This is a genomic window from Curtobacterium sp. UCD-KPL2560 (assembly GCF_001705035.1).
In the GTDB taxonomy this organism is placed as follows: domain Bacteria; phylum Actinomycetota; class Actinomycetes; order Actinomycetales; family Microbacteriaceae; genus Curtobacterium.
This window is the reverse complement of the sequence record NZ_MCIG01000003.1, coordinates 84,171-99,567: the sequence shown is the minus strand read 5'-3', so window position 1 is coordinate 99,567 and position 15,397 is coordinate 84,171. Positions and strand designations below refer to the sequence as shown.

Annotated in this window: 19 protein-coding genes; 11 read left to right on the top strand and 8 right to left on the bottom strand. The window is 72.8% G+C overall.

Features of this window, described 5'->3' with window-relative positions:
- Positions 1-399: 399 nt before the first annotated feature.
- Positions 400-1,662, bottom strand: a complete 1,263-nt coding sequence (gene rmuC, locus BEP24_RS02050) for a DNA recombination protein RmuC (protein ID WP_065959743.1) — start codon at positions 1,660-1,662, stop codon at positions 400-402.
- Positions 1,663-1,873: 211 nt separating this feature from the next.
- On the opposite strand from rmuC, the gene BEP24_RS02045 reads away from it, so the two are divergent.
- From BEP24_RS02045 to BEP24_RS02035, 3 genes are all read left to right on the top strand, one after another.
- Positions 1,874-2,278: a tautomerase family protein gene (locus tag BEP24_RS02045; protein WP_065959742.1), complete on the top strand. Its 405-nt coding sequence runs from the start codon at positions 1,874-1,876 to the stop codon at positions 2,276-2,278.
- 116 nt (positions 2,279-2,394) lie between these two features.
- Positions 2,395-3,381, top strand: a complete 987-nt coding sequence (locus tag BEP24_RS02040) for an Ig-like domain-containing protein (RefSeq protein WP_065959740.1) — start codon at positions 2,395-2,397, stop codon at positions 3,379-3,381.
- Positions 3,382-3,601: 220 nt separating this feature from the next.
- Positions 3,602-4,732: a hypothetical protein gene (locus BEP24_RS02035; protein WP_065959739.1), complete on the top strand. Its 1,131-nt coding sequence runs from the start codon at positions 3,602-3,604 to the stop codon at positions 4,730-4,732.
- A gap of 140 nt (positions 4,733-4,872) precedes the next feature.
- On the opposite strand, the gene BEP24_RS02030 is transcribed toward BEP24_RS02035, so the two are convergent.
- The gene (locus BEP24_RS02030; RefSeq protein ID WP_083229995.1) at positions 4,873-5,526 is read right to left on the bottom strand and encodes an exonuclease domain-containing protein; all 654 of its coding nucleotides are present in this window, start codon (positions 5,524-5,526) and stop codon (positions 4,873-4,875) included.
- Between the two features lie 80 nt (positions 5,527-5,606).
- On the opposite strand from BEP24_RS02030, the gene BEP24_RS02025 reads away from it, so the two are divergent.
- Both BEP24_RS02025 and ychF read left to right on the top strand, forming a co-directional pair.
- Positions 5,607-6,146, top strand: a complete 540-nt coding sequence (locus BEP24_RS02025) for a hypothetical protein (RefSeq protein WP_065959734.1) — start codon at positions 5,607-5,609, stop codon at positions 6,144-6,146.
- A gap of 61 nt (positions 6,147-6,207) precedes the next feature.
- A complete protein-coding gene (gene ychF, locus BEP24_RS02020) occupies positions 6,208-7,281 on the top strand; it encodes a redox-regulated ATPase YchF (RefSeq protein WP_065959732.1) in 1,074 nt (357 codons plus the stop codon).
- 111 nt (positions 7,282-7,392) lie between these two features.
- Here the strand turns inward: ychF and BEP24_RS02015 are convergent, their stop codons facing one another.
- Entirely contained in the window at positions 7,393-8,028 is a 636-nt protein-coding gene (locus tag BEP24_RS02015; protein ID WP_065959730.1) for a TetR family transcriptional regulator C-terminal domain-containing protein, read from the bottom strand.
- A gap of 129 nt (positions 8,029-8,157) precedes the next feature.
- Between BEP24_RS02015 and BEP24_RS02010 the strand changes: the two genes are divergently transcribed.
- The 3 genes from BEP24_RS02010 to BEP24_RS02000 all read left to right on the top strand — a co-directional run bounded on the left by BEP24_RS02010 (position 8,158) and on the right by BEP24_RS02000 (position 9,555).
- Complete coding sequence (locus BEP24_RS02010) at positions 8,158-8,511, top strand: hypothetical protein (RefSeq protein ID WP_065959728.1); 354 nt, start codon at positions 8,158-8,160, stop codon at positions 8,509-8,511.
- A gap of 145 nt (positions 8,512-8,656) precedes the next feature.
- Positions 8,657-9,118, top strand: coding sequence for a phage tail protein (locus BEP24_RS02005; protein ID WP_065959725.1), 462 nt, complete (start codon positions 8,657-8,659; stop codon positions 9,116-9,118).
- 98 nt (positions 9,119-9,216) lie between these two features.
- Positions 9,217-9,555, top strand: coding sequence for a hypothetical protein (locus tag BEP24_RS02000; protein WP_065959723.1), 339 nt, complete (start codon positions 9,217-9,219; stop codon positions 9,553-9,555).
- A gap of 126 nt (positions 9,556-9,681) precedes the next feature.
- Here the strand turns inward: BEP24_RS02000 and BEP24_RS01995 are convergent, their stop codons facing one another.
- Complete coding sequence (locus BEP24_RS01995; RefSeq protein ID WP_141693320.1) at positions 9,682-9,978, bottom strand: hypothetical protein; 297 nt, start codon at positions 9,976-9,978, stop codon at positions 9,682-9,684.
- 312 nt (positions 9,979-10,290) lie between these two features.
- Positions 10,291-11,067, bottom strand: coding sequence for an isocitrate lyase/phosphoenolpyruvate mutase family protein (locus tag BEP24_RS01990; RefSeq protein ID WP_065959720.1), 777 nt, complete (start codon positions 11,065-11,067; stop codon positions 10,291-10,293).
- Between the two features lie 166 nt (positions 11,068-11,233).
- Between BEP24_RS01990 and BEP24_RS01985 the strand changes: the two genes are divergently transcribed.
- On the top strand, positions 11,234-12,421 hold the full coding sequence (locus BEP24_RS01985; protein WP_253181532.1) for an aminotransferase class I/II-fold pyridoxal phosphate-dependent enzyme: 1,188 nt from the start codon (positions 11,234-11,236) through the stop codon (positions 12,419-12,421).
- 177 nt (positions 12,422-12,598) lie between these two features.
- Positions 12,599-13,123 (top strand): DUF2087 domain-containing protein, encoded by a 525-nt coding sequence (locus BEP24_RS01980; RefSeq protein ID WP_065959717.1) that lies wholly within the window; start codon positions 12,599-12,601, stop codon positions 13,121-13,123.
- A gap of 16 nt (positions 13,124-13,139) precedes the next feature.
- Here the strand turns inward: BEP24_RS01980 and BEP24_RS01975 are convergent, their stop codons facing one another.
- The 3 genes from BEP24_RS01975 to BEP24_RS01965 are packed head-to-tail and all read right to left on the bottom strand — an operon-like array spanning position 13,140 to position 14,385.
- Complete coding sequence (locus BEP24_RS01975; protein WP_065959716.1) at positions 13,140-13,328, bottom strand: hypothetical protein; 189 nt, start codon at positions 13,326-13,328, stop codon at positions 13,140-13,142.
- Positions 13,329-13,345: 17 nt separating this feature from the next.
- On the bottom strand, positions 13,346-13,825 hold the full coding sequence (locus BEP24_RS01970; protein ID WP_065959714.1) for a GNAT family N-acetyltransferase: 480 nt from the start codon (positions 13,823-13,825) through the stop codon (positions 13,346-13,348).
- Between the two features lie 26 nt (positions 13,826-13,851).
- Positions 13,852-14,385, bottom strand: a complete 534-nt coding sequence (locus tag BEP24_RS01965; protein WP_065959713.1) for a GNAT family N-acetyltransferase — start codon at positions 14,383-14,385, stop codon at positions 13,852-13,854.
- 69 nt (positions 14,386-14,454) lie between these two features.
- Here BEP24_RS01965 and BEP24_RS01960 point away from each other — a divergent pair, with 69 nt between their 5' ends.
- Positions 14,455-15,330, top strand: a complete 876-nt coding sequence (locus tag BEP24_RS01960; protein ID WP_065959712.1) for a LysR substrate-binding domain-containing protein — start codon at positions 14,455-14,457, stop codon at positions 15,328-15,330.
- Positions 15,331-15,397 lie beyond the last annotated feature (67 nt).

Below are 15,397 nucleotides of genomic sequence, written 5' to 3'. Positions count from 1 at the left end.
GGCCGGGACCGCCCGGCCGCCCGGCCGCCCGGCCGCCGGCGGCGGGGCGGCCGCGGCGCTGCTACGCGGCGCTTCGCACAAGCGGAAGCACCTCGCGCCACGCGATGACGTGGTGCGAGGTGCTTTCCGTTGTGCGCGCGCACGTCGCGCCGGAACCGCGCCGTGCCGGCCGCCCGCCTCGCCTGCGGCGGCGGTCGGGCGGCCGCGCCTGCCGCGGCGCTGCTACGCGGCGTTTCGCACAAGCGGAAGCACCTCGCGCCGCGAAGTGACGTGGTGCGAGGTGCTTTCCGTTGTGTGCGATCACGTCGCGCCGGGCCCGCCCGCGCCGGCGCGGCCGGCCGTCGGCCGGCGCGGCGCGGGCGTGCGCCGCGCCGCGGGCGCAGCGCTGCAGCCCCGGGGTCAGTCCTCGTCGAGGGCGCCGACGAGCTCCGGCGCGGTGAGCAGCCGCGGCTCGTCCTCGACGGCGGCGGGGTCCGCGATCACCTTCGACTCGTCGAGCAGCGACAACCGCCGGGCACTCGGCAGCACCTGGCGCTCGAGCGACCCCACGAACCGGTTGTAGTCGACGACGCTGCCGCGGATCGAGCGCCCGAGCTTGTCCACGTGCGCGGCCATCGTGGACAGCCGGCCGTGCAGCTCCCGCGACACCCGGAACAGCTCACGGGCCTCGGCGGTGACGACGTCCTGCTGCCACGAGAACGCGACGGTCTTCAGCACCGACCACAGCGTGACCGGCGACGCGAGCGCGATCCGCTTCCGGAACGCGTGGTCGAGCAGCCCCGGGTCGGCGGCCAGTGCGCTCGAGACGAGCGACTCCGAGGGGATGAACGCGATCGTCAGCTCGGGGGAGGCGTCGTAGCCCGACCAGTACTCGCGCGCGGCGAGGGCGTCGACGTGTGCCCGCAGCGCCTTGACGTGCTGAGCGACGAGCTGGTCGCGCCGCGCCCCCTCGGCTCCGCCCGCGGTCGCCGGGATCTCGGCCGCCTGCAGGTACGCGCTGAACGGCACCTTGGCGTCGACGGCGATGGTCTTGCCGCCCGGCAGGTGCACGACCATGTCCGGACGGGCCGCGCCCGCGGTGGTGGTGACCGACGACTGCACGTCGAAGTCGACGCGTTCGAGCAGCCCGGCGGCCTCGACGACGTTCCGAAGCTGCGTCTCGCCCCACACGCCGCGGGTGCTGTTCGAGGACAGGGCACTCGCGAGGGTGTCGGCAGTCGCGCGCAGGCGTTCCTCGGACTCGGCCGCCGACCGCAGCTGTGCGGACAGGGCGCCGTACTGCTCGCTCCGGGACTGCTCGAGCTCGGCGATCTTGGCGCGCATCACATCGAGGGTCTGCGCCACCGGGCTGAGGGCCGAGAGCACCTTCGACTCGTCCTGCTTCCGGGCCGCGTCGGCGCCGTGCATGCGCTGCACGAGGTGCTCCAACTCGGCCGCCCGACGTTCGAGCGAGTCGACCTGCCGGCGGTACTGCGCGTCCTGCGCGTCGAGGCGTTCCTCGCTGTCGGACCGGACCGTGGCGAGCTGCGCGCGCAGCGCGTCCGCGGTGGCGTGCGCGGCGGCGGCGTCGACGCCGGCCCGCGAGCGGGCCAGCGCGAAGGCCACGACCGCTCCGACGGCGATGCCGAGGACGAGACCGATGACCAACGCGAGGATCTGCATGACGCGACCCTGGCAGAGCCCACCGACACCGCGCCTCCCGGCACGCGAGACGGACCGACGGGTCGGTGACGGACGGGGGTGCGGTCCTGGGGACGCACCGTGTGCCGGACGGGAGGCGCGGAGCAGGCTGGCACCGCGCCTCCCGTCCGCCGTCCGGTCGGGAGCAGCGCGCACCCCGACCCCGACACGCACCCACCCGCAGGAGACCGTCATGCCGCTCGTCCGTATCGACCTCACCACCGGCCGCACCCCGGAGCAGGTCCGCGCCGTCGCCGACGCGATCCACGCCGCGATCGTCGACCAGTACGGCATCCCGCCGCGCGACCGGTTCCAGATCGTCACGGAGCACCCGGCGCAGCAGATCATCGCCGAGGACGCCGGCCTCGGCTTCGAGCGCACCGAGGGCGTCGTGATGGTGCAGGTCTTCACGCAGCGCGGCCGGAGCGCGGAGGCCAAGGCGGCCCTGTACGCCGCGGTGCACGAGCGACTCGTCGCGGTCGGCGTCGCCTCCGAGGACGTCTTCATCGGGTACGTCGAGAACGGTCCCGAGGACTGGTCCTTCGGGTTCGGGCGCGCGCAGTACCAGACCGGGGAAGTGGCGGTGCCGTCGGCCTGAGTCGGACGCTGAAGGCATCGCGTTCGAGGGTCTTTCAAACACAACATCCAGGATGTTGCAGGTCCTGTGGGGTGGCGGAGCGACGTGCTCCACCCACACGGGCAGGAAGGATCCTGATGCCGCGCATCACCAAGACCACCGCCGTCGTGGCGGTCGGCCTCGTCGCCGCCGGAGGCGCCCTCGTCCCGTCCGTCGCGTCGGCGGCTGACCACCCGACGGCGATCATCCAGTCCGTCGACGGCCAGAAGCCCTTCGACTACGTCGACCACAAGTACGTCTACGCCGCCGAGTCGGACCGCCCGTTCATCCTCGGGTGGGCGGCCGCCGCCACCACGATCCGGTTCGTCGAGGGCCAGAAGACGCTGTGCGAGGTCGCTGCACCGACCCAGCAGTCGGTCGGCTGCGCCCCGGCCGAGGCGCTCGGCCGCGGGCAGCACGACATCACCGCGGTCACGGTCCAGGACGGCACCGAGCAGCGCTGGGGCACGATCACGGTGCACGTCGCCGCAGCGAAGCCGACCGACCTGCGTGCCGAGGCCTCGGAGGGCAACGCGGTCGTGACCGGGACCACCGCCCCCGCCAACACGGTCCAGGCGCGGTCCGAGCTCGGCGCCGCGCTGCAGATCGGCACCGCGGACGCCGACGGGCACTTCTCCGTGGTGGTCCCGCGGACGAAGGCCGGCGAGCGTGTCCTCGTGCGCGCGGGCACGCCCTGGAACTGGAGCGGCTGGGCCACGGTGACGGTGACCGGGGATGCTGCCGCGCCGGAGCCGGTGGTGGCGGAGCCGTCGGACGGCAACGTCGACCCGGGCTTCACCCCGATCCCGGAGCCCGGCGCGGGTCAGGGTGAGGGCGAGCAGGCAGCTGACTCGCCCGTCCGCGTCACCGACGTGGCGGCGGACGGCTCCATCACGCTCACGGCGACGTCCCCGGAGACCCGCTTCCTCATCGGCGACGAGGAGGGCAACGGCTACGCGAACATCGTCGGCACGCCCGAGGGCAAGGCCACGACCCTGCGCAACATCCCGGCGTCGGTCCGGAAGCTCGTCGTGAAGTACATGTACTTCGACGAGCGCTTCACGATCACGATCCCCGGGCGCTGACCGTCACCCTGACGGACGCAGCGACGGACGCAGCGACGGACGGGAGGTGCGGTGCCGGCTGACACCGCGCCTCCCGTCCGGCGCTGTGGCGGCTGAACACACGGTCTGGCTCCGGGAAGGGATCGCACGCAGGGGCCTTTGATATGCAACATTCAGGATGTGCGGGTCAGGCGGGGCCTCGGAACGACGCGTTCCACCCGTCCAGACAGGAAGGACCTCGATGCCTCGCATCTCGAAGACCGCCGCGCTCGCCGCTGTCGGCCTCACCGCCGCGGGTGGCGCGCTCGTCCCGTCGGTCGCATCCGCCGCCGAGCACCCGGTGGCCTACATCCCGACCGTCGACGGGCAGCAGCCGGTCGACTACCAGGACCGCCAGTACGTCTTCACGCCCGACTCCGGGCGACCCGCCATCTCGGGGTGGGCGGCCGCAGCGACCACGATCCGCTTCGTCGAGGGTGACCAGACGCTGTGCGAGGTCGCCGTCCCCGCGCGCCAGGCCGTTGCCTGCACGCCGTCGGAGACCCTGAGCCCCGGCATGCACACCGTGACGACGGTGACCGTGCAGGACGGGACGGAACAGCGATGGCTCGACGTCAAGCTCTACATCTCCGAGCCCGCACCTGCCGAACTGCAGGCGATCGCGACCGACGACGGCGCGACCGTCTCCGGCACCACGAACCCGGACAACGAGGTCGAAGCGCGTGTGGAGCGGGGCGGAGCCTACGGACTGGTCACGCCCGACGCCGACGGGCGGTTCTCGCTGTCCCTGCGTGGTGTCCGGGCGGGTGACCGCGTGCTCGTCCGGTCCTTCCGGCCGTGGCACGGGAGCAAGTGGGTCACGGTGACGGTGACCGGGGATGCTGCCGCGCCGGAGCCGGTGGTGGCAGAGCCGTCGGACGGCAACGTCGACCCGGGCTTCACGCCGGGGCCGGGTGCCGCGCCGGAGCCGGTGGTGGCGCAGCCGTCGGACGGCAACGTCGACCCGGGCTTCACGCCGGGGCCGGGCGCCGCGCCGGAGCCGGTGGTGGCGCAGCCGTCGGACGGCAACGTCGACCCGGGCTTCACCCCGGTCCCGGGGCCCGGCGCGGGTCAGGGTGAGGGCGAGCAGGCAGCTGACTCGCCCGTCCGCGTCACCGACGTGGCGGCGGACGGCTCCATCACGCTCACGGCGACGTCCCCGGAGACCCGCTTCCTCATCGGCGACGAGGAGGGCAACGGCTACGCGAACATCGTCGGCACGCCCGAGGGCAAGGCCACGACCCTGCGCAACATCCCGGCGTCGGTCCGGAAGCTCGTCGTGAAGTACATGTACTTCGACGAGCGCTTCACGATCACGATCCCCGGGCGCTGACCGTCACCCTGACGGACGCAGCGTCGAACGCAGCGACGGTCGGGAGGCGCGGTGCCGGCCGGCACCGCGCCTCCCGTCCGGCGTCGACGCGCGACAGCGGACCGCAACGCGCGGGTCGCGTGCCCTGCCCCGCCCGCGGATCAGTCGGCGAAGATCATCGGCCGGTTCGACAGCCGCGGCTGCCGCGCCGGCCGCGGCTGGCCCGCCGGCGTCGGCTGCTCCGCGCGCGGTCGGACCGGCGAGATGTGCACCCGGGTGGCCGCACCGAGCGCCTCGACCGTGTCGCACCCGTGCTGCCCCGCGGCGTGCACGACGATCGCCGCGCAGGCCTCGGCGTCGGCGGCGGCGTCGTGGTGCTGGAAGCCCTCGTACCCCGCGGCCCGTGCCGCCATCGGGAGCCGGTACGAGTCGAGCGTGTAGGTCTTGCGCGCGACCGCCAGCGAGCACAGCGAGTGGTGCTCGGACAGCTCGGTCCCGGTCGCCGAGCAGCCGCCCGCGATCACGCCCATGTCGAACCGGGCGTTGTGCGCGACCAGGACGTCGCCCTCGGCGAAGGCCACGATGTCGCGGTACTGCTCGGCCCAGCCCTTCGCGCCCACGACGTCCTCGGCGACGATGCCGTGGATGCGCGTGTTCCACTCGAGGAAGGCGTCGTGCCCGACCGGCGGCTGGATGAACCAGGACGCTCGGTCGACGACGCGACCCCCGCGCACCTTGACCAGCCCCACGGAGCAGGCACTGGCGGGCGAGCTGTTGGCGGTCTCGAAGTCGATCGCGGTGAAGTTCAACGGCACGGCCCCGATCGTCGCACGGGGTCCCGACATCGTCCGCGCGCGACCTCGGCGTTGCGGCTGGGCGCCGGTAGCGTGCGGAGGTGACCACGCGCGCCGAACGCCCCCTCGTCCTCGTCCTGCCCGGAGCCGGGTACGGCCAGCAGGCGCCGCTCCTGTGGTGGACACGGTCGATCGCCGAGCAGCACGGTGCCGAGGTCGTCGCGCCGGCCTGGACGATCGACGCCGCGGCGAAGGTGGACCCGGTCGCGTTCGTCGAGGGTCAGGTGGAGCGCGCGCTCGACGGCCGCCGTCCCGACCTCGTCGTGGCCAAGTCGTTCGGCTCGTTCGCGCTGCCGTGGGCCGTCCGGCACGCGGTCGACGGCGTGTGGCTCACGCCGGTGCTCACCGACCCGGCGGTGGCAGCGGCGCTCGCCGCGGCCGGAGCGGGCTCGATCGCCGTCGGCGGCTCCGCCGACGCGCTGTGGACGCCGCACGCGGTCGGGACGACGCGTGCTGAACTGCACACCGTCGAGGGAGCCGACCACGCGCTCGAGGTGACCGGCGACTGGCGACGTTCGCAGCGCCTCCAGGCCGACGTCCTGGGACTGGTGGAGCGGCGGACCGCAGCGCTGTCGCGCTGACGGCGTCGGACGGGAGGCGCGGGTCGGCCCCGGCGGGCCGCCGCCGGTAGGCTGTCGTCCCGTGGCTCTCACCATCGGAATCGTCGGTCTCCCGAACGTCGGCAAGTCGACCCTGTTCAACGCCCTCACCAAGAACCAGGTCCTCGCCGCGAACTACCCGTTCGCAACGATCGAACCGAACGTCGGCGTGGTGAACCTGCCCGACCCGCGGCTCGACCAGCTCGCGACGCTCTTCGGGTCCGAGAAGACCGTGCCCGCTCCGGTGTCGTTCGTCGACATCGCCGGCATCGTCAAGGGTGCGAGCGAGGGGGAGGGACTCGGCAACAAGTTCCTCGCGAACATCCGTGAGGCCGACGCCATCGCCCAGGTCGTCCGCGGGTTCACCGACGACGACGTCGTGCACGTCGCGAACAAGGTCTCCCCGAAGGACGACCTCGAGGTCATCAACACCGAGCTGATCCTCGCCGACATGGAGACCATCGACAAGGCGCTCCCGCGCTACGAGAAGATGCTCAAGCTCAAGCAGGCCGAGCCCGTCGTGCTCGAGACCGCTCGCGAGGCACGGGCCGCGCTCGAGCAGGGCACCCTGCTGTCCGCGACCTCGATCGACCTGTCGCCGATCGCCGAGCTCGGGCTGCTGTCGGCCAAGCCGTTCATCTTCGTCTTCAACGTCGACGAGGCGATCCTCACCGACGCGTCACGCAAGGCCGAGCTCGCGGCCCTCGTGGCTCCGGCCCAGGCCGTGTTCCTCGACGCGCAGGTCGAGTCCGAGCTCATCGACCTCGACCCCGCCGACGCCGCCGAGCTGCTCGAGTCGACCGGCCAGACCGAGTCCGGCCTCGACCAGCTCGCGCGCATCGGCTTCGACACCCTCGGGCTGCAGACCTACCTGACGGCCGGGCCGAAGGAAGCGCGTGCGTGGACGATCGGCAAGGGCTGGAAGGCTCCGCAGGCCGCGGGCGTCATCCACACCGACTTCGAGAAGGGCTTCATCAAGGCCGAGGTCATCTCGTTCGACGACCTGATGGCGACCGGCTCGATCGCCGAGGCGCGTGCCGCGGGCAAGGCGCGCATCGAGGGCAAGGACTACGTCATGCAGGACGGCGACGTGGTGGAGTTCCGCTTCAACAACTGATCGTCGCAGTCGACATCGCCGGACCGGGCGGCGTCGAGCGACGGCGACGATCGGTGTCGGCTTGCCCGCCGGCCGCCGCGATCGGACGCGGCTCGGGCCGCTGACCGGAAGTCAGACTGCGTCGGCCTCGGCGAGGTCCCACACCGGCGGCACGTACGACCGCGTCCACCCCTCGCGGAGCCGGGTGACCGCACGGTCGAACGACTCGAGCAGGTCCATCTCCGGCCGCACCATCGACTGCAGCTGCAGTCCGTCGTACGTCGCGAGCAGCTGTTCGGCGCCGCGTGCGGGCTCCATCGTCCCCGGCTCGCGGCCGATCTCGACGTCGTGCTCGAGGGCGTGCTGCACGAAGGCGTGGAACCGACGCCACCGCACGTGCAGCATCGGCGCGAGCGGGTGGTGCGGTGTCGCGGCGATGTTGAGCGTCGAGGTCAGGAAGCGCATGAGCGACGGGTCGGCGACGTTCGCACTGACGATCGCGCGCAGGAAGACGACGGCGCCGCTGCGTTCGGCCACCGGCATCAGGCCGTTGGAACGTTCGGCGTTCCACTGGTCGATGGTGGCGAGGAGGAGCCCGTCCCAGGTGGGGAAGACGTCGTGGACCACGTCGAGCGGCTGGCCCGACTCGGTGGCGACGTGCTCGTAGGTGACCTCGTGGAGCGCGCGGACCCGGAGGACACGGATCATCGCGGCGACCACCTCGACCCGGAGCAGGGAGGACGTGTCGACGGTCGCGAGCGGTTGCATGGGTCCAGTCCACTCGGTGCGGGTCCGGGCGGACACCCCCAGTACTGGGAACCGCCGATACGCGCAGTCCGTACCCTTTGGCGGCTCGAACCTGAGGGAGACGGTGAGCGCGGGCGTTGAGTGGTTCCCATGAAGTACGTGGTGTACGGCGAGAACCGTGTGATGACCGGAACGGCGATCGCCGAGGCGGTGCTCGCCTACGCGGCGGCGCTGGGGGAGAACGGGACGACGGACATCGTCGAGGTCCCGACCGCGGATGCCGAAGGCTACGGCGTGACCGCGGAGATGCTCCTCGGGCCCGCATCGCAGATCATGGTCGAGGACGCTCCCGACGACGAGCTGGAGCCGGAGGACGAGGACCTCGTCAACGAGCTCGCCCGCCGGACGACCGCGGTCGGTGGCGGCCGCTTCGCCGACGCCGCGTCGTCACACTCGGACGAGCCCGAGGCCCGCCGCCTGCGGACCGACCCGCCGCAGGTCTGAGGCCCGTTCGACGCACCGGTCCACTCGGTCGGCAGTGCGGGTGACGGAGGGCTGACGACGAACCGCTGATCCGGTACGGTGTGGCGCACCAGAGGCGCCGGCGTCACGACATCGCCGGTACCCGCCGTTCCGACAGGAGCCACCCATGCCGCACGTCGTCGACTTCGTCACCGTCTCCACCGAGGGTCTCGAGTCCTCCCCGGTCGCGGATGCGCTCGCCGGGCTCCGCGCGAACGAGGCCCGGTACTTCCGGAACAAGTACGACCTCACGTTCACCACGCAGCCCGCAGCCGAGGTCCCGGAGCTCGTCGAGTACGTCGCGACGATCCTGCGCGAGGAGCGGGGCATCGTCGTCGCGTCCCCTGTGCTCGAGGCGACCCAGTTCGAGGTCGACGGGGTGCGCTGGACGTACGTGTTCCACGAGTCCGGGTTGTCCGTCAACGTGCTGTGGGCCATCGAATCGGGCGGCAAGCGCGCGGTGGGCTTCAAGCTGTCCGACGGGATGGAGGTGCCCGACGAGCTCGGCGCCTTCAAGTTCGCGCGGCAGCGGTCGAAGCTCGCCGGCACGATCCGCGGGTCCTACTTCGTCATCAAGGGCGAGTACTGACCGTCCGTCGTGCGGCCGGCTGGCCGCAGAACGCAGAGCCCGGACGGCGACTCGGCGCCCGGCACCTACCGTCAGTGGCACGAACTGCGGGAGGGCACGTGAAGTACATCCACTACGACGCCACCCTGATCCTGACGGGGGACCTGATCGCCGACGCCGTGGTCGACTACGCGGCGGCACTGGGCGCGAACGGCCGCACCGACGCGATCTCGGTGCCGTCGGTCGGTGACGACGGGACCGTGACGCGGACGCTGCTGCTGGTCGGTCCGTCGAGCGAGCTGACGGTCACGGTGGCGCCGGACGACGAACTCGAACCCGAGGATCCGGCGTTCATCCGACGGCTCCGGGACGCTGCGCGCCGAGCGGGCCCGGAACGACCGGTGAACGCCGATGAACGGCAGCACTTCCGCGGAGCGGACGACCCGCCGGCCGTGTGACCTCGCCGCGGTCGTGATCCGCGGGGTGCGACCGGGAACGACGAACGCCGCCGGCTCAGTGCCGACGGCGTTCGTCGTGGTGTCGGTCCTCTGATCAGTCGACCGACCGATCAGCCGATCAGCCGATCAAGCTGCGAGGGCGAGCTCGCCCCGGCGGACGGACCCGGCGAGCAGGATGGTCCTGCTCGCCTCGCCCCGCCAGGAGCGGCCCGGCACGGTCCAGCCGGACTCGCCGTCGACGTCCACGCGGGCGTCACGGGTGACGAAGGCGCGCAGGTCGTCGGCGGGGATGCGGACGAGGTACTCGCGCTGCGAGCGGTCGTCACGCACCGGGAACTCGGCGATGCGGTCGGGTGAGACGACGGGGGCCGCGAGTGCGGTCCCTGTGATGGTGATGCGGGTGTTCGTGGTGATGGTGTTCATGGTGCGGTACTTCCTGGTCGTTCGGCGCCCGTTCTGCCCGGTGTCGGCGCGGACGTCCCAGTCCGGCGCGACGCATCGGGTGCGGGCGCGCACGTCGTGTCTCGACGTGCAGCTCGTCCGTTCGGATCGAGCGGTGGTCTCGAGGGAATGCGGCCCAGGTGGGCCGGTTGCGAGACGGGTCGGTGTGCGCGAGTCAGATGGGTTCGCTGCAGTGCACCAGCGAGACACTGTACACGAGATCGGGCTCGACGTCCAGGGCCCGGACGGGAGGCGCGGTGCGGTCGGGCCCCGAGCCTCCCGTCCGGCGTTGGCTCAGTTCAGGACCGGGGTGTCCTCCGGCACGACGCCGTCGCCGTACAGGTCGGTCGCCAGGTCGCGGAGCGCGCGCAGCGCGACGCGCTGCGTGAGCGGCCCGTAGGAGATGCGGGCGACCCCCAGGGCTTCGTACTCGGCGGCGGGCAGGGCGCCCGGCAGGCCGATCACGGAGAGCTTGCCGCGACCGAGCCCGTCGACGAGTCGTTCGACGACGTCGCGCTGGATCGCACCCGGGACGAACACGAGGGCTGCACCGTTGTCGAGGAACGCCTTGCCGCGGGCGATGGCGTCCTCGATGCTCTCGTCGATCGGCCGGTCGCCGCCGCGCGCGATGGCGTCGGTGCGGGCGTTGAGCTGGAACGCGATGCCCTCGGCCTCGGCAGCCGCGGTGATCGCCGCGACCCGGGCGACGGCCTCGTCGAAGGGACGGAGACGGTCCTCGACGTTCGCACCGACGACGCCCGCTGCGATGGCGCGCCGGATCGTCTCAGCCGGGTCCTCGTAGCCGTCGTCGAGGTCGGCGGTGACGGGCAGGTCGGTCGCCGCGACGACCGTCGCCGCTCCGGCCAGGGCGACGTCGAGGGGCATGCCGCCGTCCTCGTAGCCGTGCGACGCTGCGATCGAGTGCCCGGCGGTCGCGATCGCCTTCGTGTGCGGCAGGTCGCTCACGACCTTGGCGCTGATCGCGTCCCACACGTTCACGACGCGCAGGATCTCGGGGGCCTCGTGCAGCTGCTGGAGGGTGGTGGCCTTGTCGGCGGTGCTCGTGGTCATGCAGCCGAGAGTAGGCCGACGCACGGCCCTGCGGAGCGGTCCCGGGCGGGTTGTGGACGACCGTCCCGCGTCCACAGGGCCGATGGGTGCAGACGCGACCACCTGTGCGACGCGGGATGACGGCCGGAGTCGCACCGCGCCTCCCGGCCGATGCATGCTGGGACGCATGGCGGACGACGAGCAGGACCCGGTCGGGACGCTCCGCGGGGTGCGGACGAGCATCAAGTGGACGCGGTACGCACCCGAGGTGCTGCCGCTGTTCGTCGCCGAGATGGACCACGACGTCGCGCCGGCGATCCGGCAGGCGCTCGTCGAGCGGGTGCAGCAGTCGGACCTGGGCTACCTTGACGGACCGGGACCGCTCGCGCCCGCGTTCGCGCGGTTCGCAGCGGAACGGTGGGGGTGGCAGGTCGACCCGGCACGGGTCCACCTGGCGACGGACGTCAGCGTCGGGATCGTGGAGACGCTGCGGCTCGCGCTGCCCGACGGCGGCCGCGTCGCGATCACGCCGCCGGTGTACCCGCCGTTCTTCGAACTCGTCGAGGAGGCACGGTGTCAGGTCGAGGAGGTGCCGCTCGCCGAGCAGTGGGGCGTCTACCGACTCGACCTCGACGGCCTCGAGCGGGCCTTCGCCGACGGTGTCCGGGTGTTCCTGCTCTGCAACCCGCACAACCCGATGGGACTCGTGCACGACCGCGCCGACCTCGAGGCGCTCGCCGCCCTCGCCGCGCGCTACGACGTCCTGGTCATCAGCGACGAGATCCACGCGCCGCTCACCCACCCCGGCGTCCGGTTCACCCCGTTCGCGATGGTGGCCGAGGCCGCCGGTGCGCGCAGCGTCTGCGTGACGAGCGCGAGCAAGGGGTGGAATCTCGCCGGCGTGAAGTGCTCGGTCATCGTCGCCGGAGACGACCGCACCGCCGCCCTGCTCGAGACGCTGTGGGAGGAGGTCGCCTGCCGCACGAGCATCCTCGGGCTGCACGCGAACCTCGCGGCGTTCAGCCTGGCGACGGACTGGCTCGACGAGGTGGTCGGGCGGATCGTCGCGAACGAACGGCTGCTCGGTACCCTGCTCGCCGAGCACCTGCCCGGCGTCGTCTACACCCGTCCGCGCGCCGGCTACCTGGCGTGGCTCGACTTCCGGGGGATCGGGCTCGGCGACGACCCGGCCGTGCCGCTGCGCGAGAACGCCTACGTGGCGCTGAACTCGGGGCTCGGGTTCGGCGCGCAGGGGCGGGGGTTCGCCCGGCTCAACCTCGCCTGCTCGCCGGAGACGCTGCGCGAGGCCGTGCACCGGATCGCGGCGGCGTACCCGTCGGGGGCGCAGGAGGGGCTGGTCTGGCACGTGGCGTGACCAGCGGCCGTGGCCGTGGCCGTGGCCGTGGCCGACGGGCCGGGATCCCGCGCTGCGACGCGGCGTGCGGACGGCGTGGCAGCGGCGTGGGAGCCTTGGCGTCAGCAGAGCACCCCGGGGCGATCGGATCCGTCGCGCCGAGCTGCACGTGCGGAGGACCGACAGGAGGGGACCGACGTGACCGGACACACCGGACGTGACTGGCGACCCGTCTTCGCCGTGCTGGCGGACGACGACCGTCGGCGGGTGTACGCCCAGGTCGCCCTCGGCGCGGTGTCGTCGCCTGCGGGGGACGGGGAGGGCGGTCAGCTCCCGGCCCGGACCCGACGTGCACTGCGGGCGCTGCAGCGCGTGGGACTCGTGACCGTCACCGACGACGGCGGGTACGTCGCGGGACCGGAGGTGTTCGCCGCCGCGCTGGCGGCCGGATCGTCAGCGCGACCGCAGGGCGTCGAGCGCTTCCTCGAGGACGGCCGGATCGCGCAGTACCCGGCATCGCCCGCGGACCGTCGAGCCGTGCTGCAGTGGGTCGTGGAGCAGGCGCTCACCCCGGAGGAGGTCCTCGACGAACGCGCCGTCACCGAGCGACTCCGGCGGTTCCACGAGGATCCCGTGACGCTCCGGCGGTACCTGGTCGACTTCGGCCTCGTCGTGCGCGACGCCGACGGCAGCGCCTACTCCCGGACGCGCACGGCCGGCTGAGGGAACGGGGACGGGGTCAGGCGTCGACGTACTGGTTGCGACCGACCACCTGGATCCGCAGGTCGTCGTCACGGTCCATCGCGAGGAACTCGCGGGCGACGAAGGCGACGGACGGCCACCGCACCACCTCGGTGACGAGGGTCCCCTCGATGAACACCTGCCACGCGCCGCGCTCTCGGACGGCCTGCACCTGGTACGTCGCCATGCCGCGAGCGTACCGGCTCACCCCAGACGCTTCTCGTACCAGCGCACCACCGGGACGGACCCGTCCGGCTTCCGCCAGTCGGCGGGTCGGCGTCCGGTCAGCTGCCACCCACGCCGCTCGTACAGCCGCCACGCTCCGGGCGTCTCCTCGGTGACGTCGAGCCGGAGGACCTGCAGGCCGCGGGCCGGCCCGGCGAGGACACCGGCCGTCGCCTCGACCGTCGCCATCAGGGCGTCGGCGACCCCGCGTCCGCGGTGGTCCGGGTGGACGAGCAGGCGGGTGACCAGCGGCGGTGCGTCCGGATCGGGAGCAGCGAGCCCCACGTGGCCGACCGGGACGTCGCCGACCAGCGCCGTCCACGCCGCGAGGAACCCGGGCGGCGACAGCCATCGCTCGGGGTCGATGGGCCAGTGCGCCGGGTACCCGCCCTCGTGTGTCCGCCGGAGCACCTCGACGAGGGGCACGAGGTCGGCGTCCTGACGCGAGCGGATGTCCATCGCGCCCGACGCTACCGCCGGTCCGGTCACGCCAGGTCGAGCACCATGTGCACGTCCGCCCGGACGTACGGGCTCGGTGCCACCTCGTCGTGCCCGAGGTGCCGGAACCCGAACGCCTCGTACAGGTGCACGGCGCTCGCGAGCTGGCTGTTGCTCTCCAGGACGACGCGTCGAGCACCGAGCTCCCGTGCCCGGTCGAGCGCGACCGCGATGAGCTTCCGGCCGGTGCCGTGCCCTTGGTGCGCGGGGGAGACCGCCATCTTCACGAGCTCGAAGACCCGGTCGCCGACCGGCATCAGGCCGATGCACCCGATCACCTCGTCGTCCAGACGGGCGACGAACACGGCGCCCCCGGGCTCGACGATGCGGCCGGCCGGGTCGCCCAGGATCGCGCGGTCCTCGTCCTCGAGCGTGAAGTACCGCTCGATCCAGGCCTCGTTGAGGGTGCGGAACGCATCGGCATCGGCGGGCGTCGCGAGTTCGACGATGGCCAGGGCCGAGGCCGGGTCGGAAGCGGGTGCGGGTGCGGGTGCGCCAGCGGCAGCAGCGGTGTCGGGCATGCGTCCATCCTCGGACGATCGATGCATGCACGTCCAATACCGATCACGGTGGATCAGTACGCTGCGTGCATGGATGTGGACCTGCGCCAGCTCCGGGCGTTCCTCGCGGTGGCCGACGAACTGCACTTCAGTCGGGCCGCCGAACGGCTCCGCATCGCACAACCGGCGTTGTCGCAGCAGATCCGCCGCACCGAGCGCGACCTCGGCGTCGACCTGTTCGTCCGGACGTCGCGCAGCGTCGCGCTCACCCCCGCCGGGCGGGTGCTGCAGGGTCGTGCGCGCTCACTGCTCGAGCAGGCGGAACGGGACCTCGACGAGGTCGTCCGGGTCGGCCGTGGCGAGGTCGGTCGGCTCGACGTCGGGTTCGTCGTCTCGGCGCTGCCCCTCGGACCGGTCGAACGCGTCCAGGTGTTCCGGCAGCGCTTCCCCCTGGTGCGGGTGGAGCTCACCGAGGGCTACTCGTCGACGCTCCTCGCCCGGATCGTCCGCGGCGAGCTCGACCTGGCCGTCGTGCGCGACCCCGACCCGGACCCGGCCGTGCGGCTCCTGCCGTTCCGCACCGAGCGGTTCGTCGCGGCGGTCCCGCGTGGGCACCGGCTCGCCGGCCGGGCGAGCATCGCCGGGACCGAGCTCGTCGACGAGCCGTTCGTGTTCTTCCCGCCCATCGCCGGTGCGGTGGCGACGGAGCGCAACCTGGCTCCCGTCGTCGTGGACGGACGCCGCCCCCAGGTGGTCCAGGAGGCCACGACCTGGGCCACCGTGCTGCACCTGGTCGGGGTGGGGCTCGGGGTGACGGTGGCACCGGAGAGCGCGACGCTCGCGGCCCCGGACACGGTCGTGCTGCTGCCGCTGGACGGCGACCACCGGAGCGAGCTGCACTGGGCGGTGCGTGCCGACGACGACCGCGAGATCCTGCGGAACTTCATCGCCGCGACCGAGCGCTGACGGCGCAGGCCGGCAGCGATCCCCGGCCCGGCATCGAGCCCCGGCCCGGCAGCGAGCCTCGACGATG

Bases quoted from the DNA above. Each gene is read 5' to 3' on its own strand.
- BEP24_RS02015 (WP_065959730.1), bottom strand. From the start codon at position 8,028: ATGCAACCGCTCGCGACCGTCGACACGTCCTCCCTGCTCCGGGTCGAG.
- BEP24_RS01985 (WP_253181532.1), top strand. From the start codon at position 11,234: ATGGCGGACGACGAGCAGGACCCGGTCGGGACGCTCCGCGGGGTGCGG.
- rmuC (WP_065959743.1), bottom strand. From the start codon at position 1,662: ATGCAGATCCTCGCGTTGGTCATCGGTCTCGTCCTCGGCATCGCCGTC.
- BEP24_RS01975 (WP_065959716.1), bottom strand. From the start codon at position 13,328: ATGGCGACGTACCAGGTGCAGGCCGTCCGAGAGCGCGGCGCGTGGCAG.
- BEP24_RS01960 (WP_065959712.1), top strand. From the start codon at position 14,455: ATGGATGTGGACCTGCGCCAGCTCCGGGCGTTCCTCGCGGTGGCCGAC.
- BEP24_RS01970 (WP_065959714.1), bottom strand. From the start codon at position 13,825: ATGGACATCCGCTCGCGTCAGGACGCCGACCTCGTGCCCCTCGTCGAG.
- BEP24_RS02040 (WP_065959740.1), top strand. From the start codon at position 2,395: ATGCCGCGCATCACCAAGACCACCGCCGTCGTGGCGGTCGGCCTCGTC.
- BEP24_RS02005 (WP_065959725.1), top strand. From the start codon at position 8,657: ATGCCGCACGTCGTCGACTTCGTCACCGTCTCCACCGAGGGTCTCGAG.
- BEP24_RS02035 (WP_065959739.1), top strand. From the start codon at position 3,602: ATGCCTCGCATCTCGAAGACCGCCGCGCTCGCCGCTGTCGGCCTCACC.
- BEP24_RS01965 (WP_065959713.1), bottom strand. From the start codon at position 14,385: ATGCCCGACACCGCTGCTGCCGCTGGCGCACCCGCACCCGCACCCGCT.
- BEP24_RS01995 (WP_141693320.1), bottom strand. From the start codon at position 9,978: ATGAACACCATCACCACGAACACCCGCATCACCATCACAGGGACCGCA.
- BEP24_RS02045 (WP_065959742.1), top strand. From the start codon at position 1,874: ATGCCGCTCGTCCGTATCGACCTCACCACCGGCCGCACCCCGGAGCAG.
- BEP24_RS01990 (WP_065959720.1), bottom strand. From the start codon at position 11,067: ATGACCACGAGCACCGCCGACAAGGCCACCACCCTCCAGCAGCTGCAC.
- BEP24_RS02010 (WP_065959728.1), top strand. From the start codon at position 8,158: ATGAAGTACGTGGTGTACGGCGAGAACCGTGTGATGACCGGAACGGCG.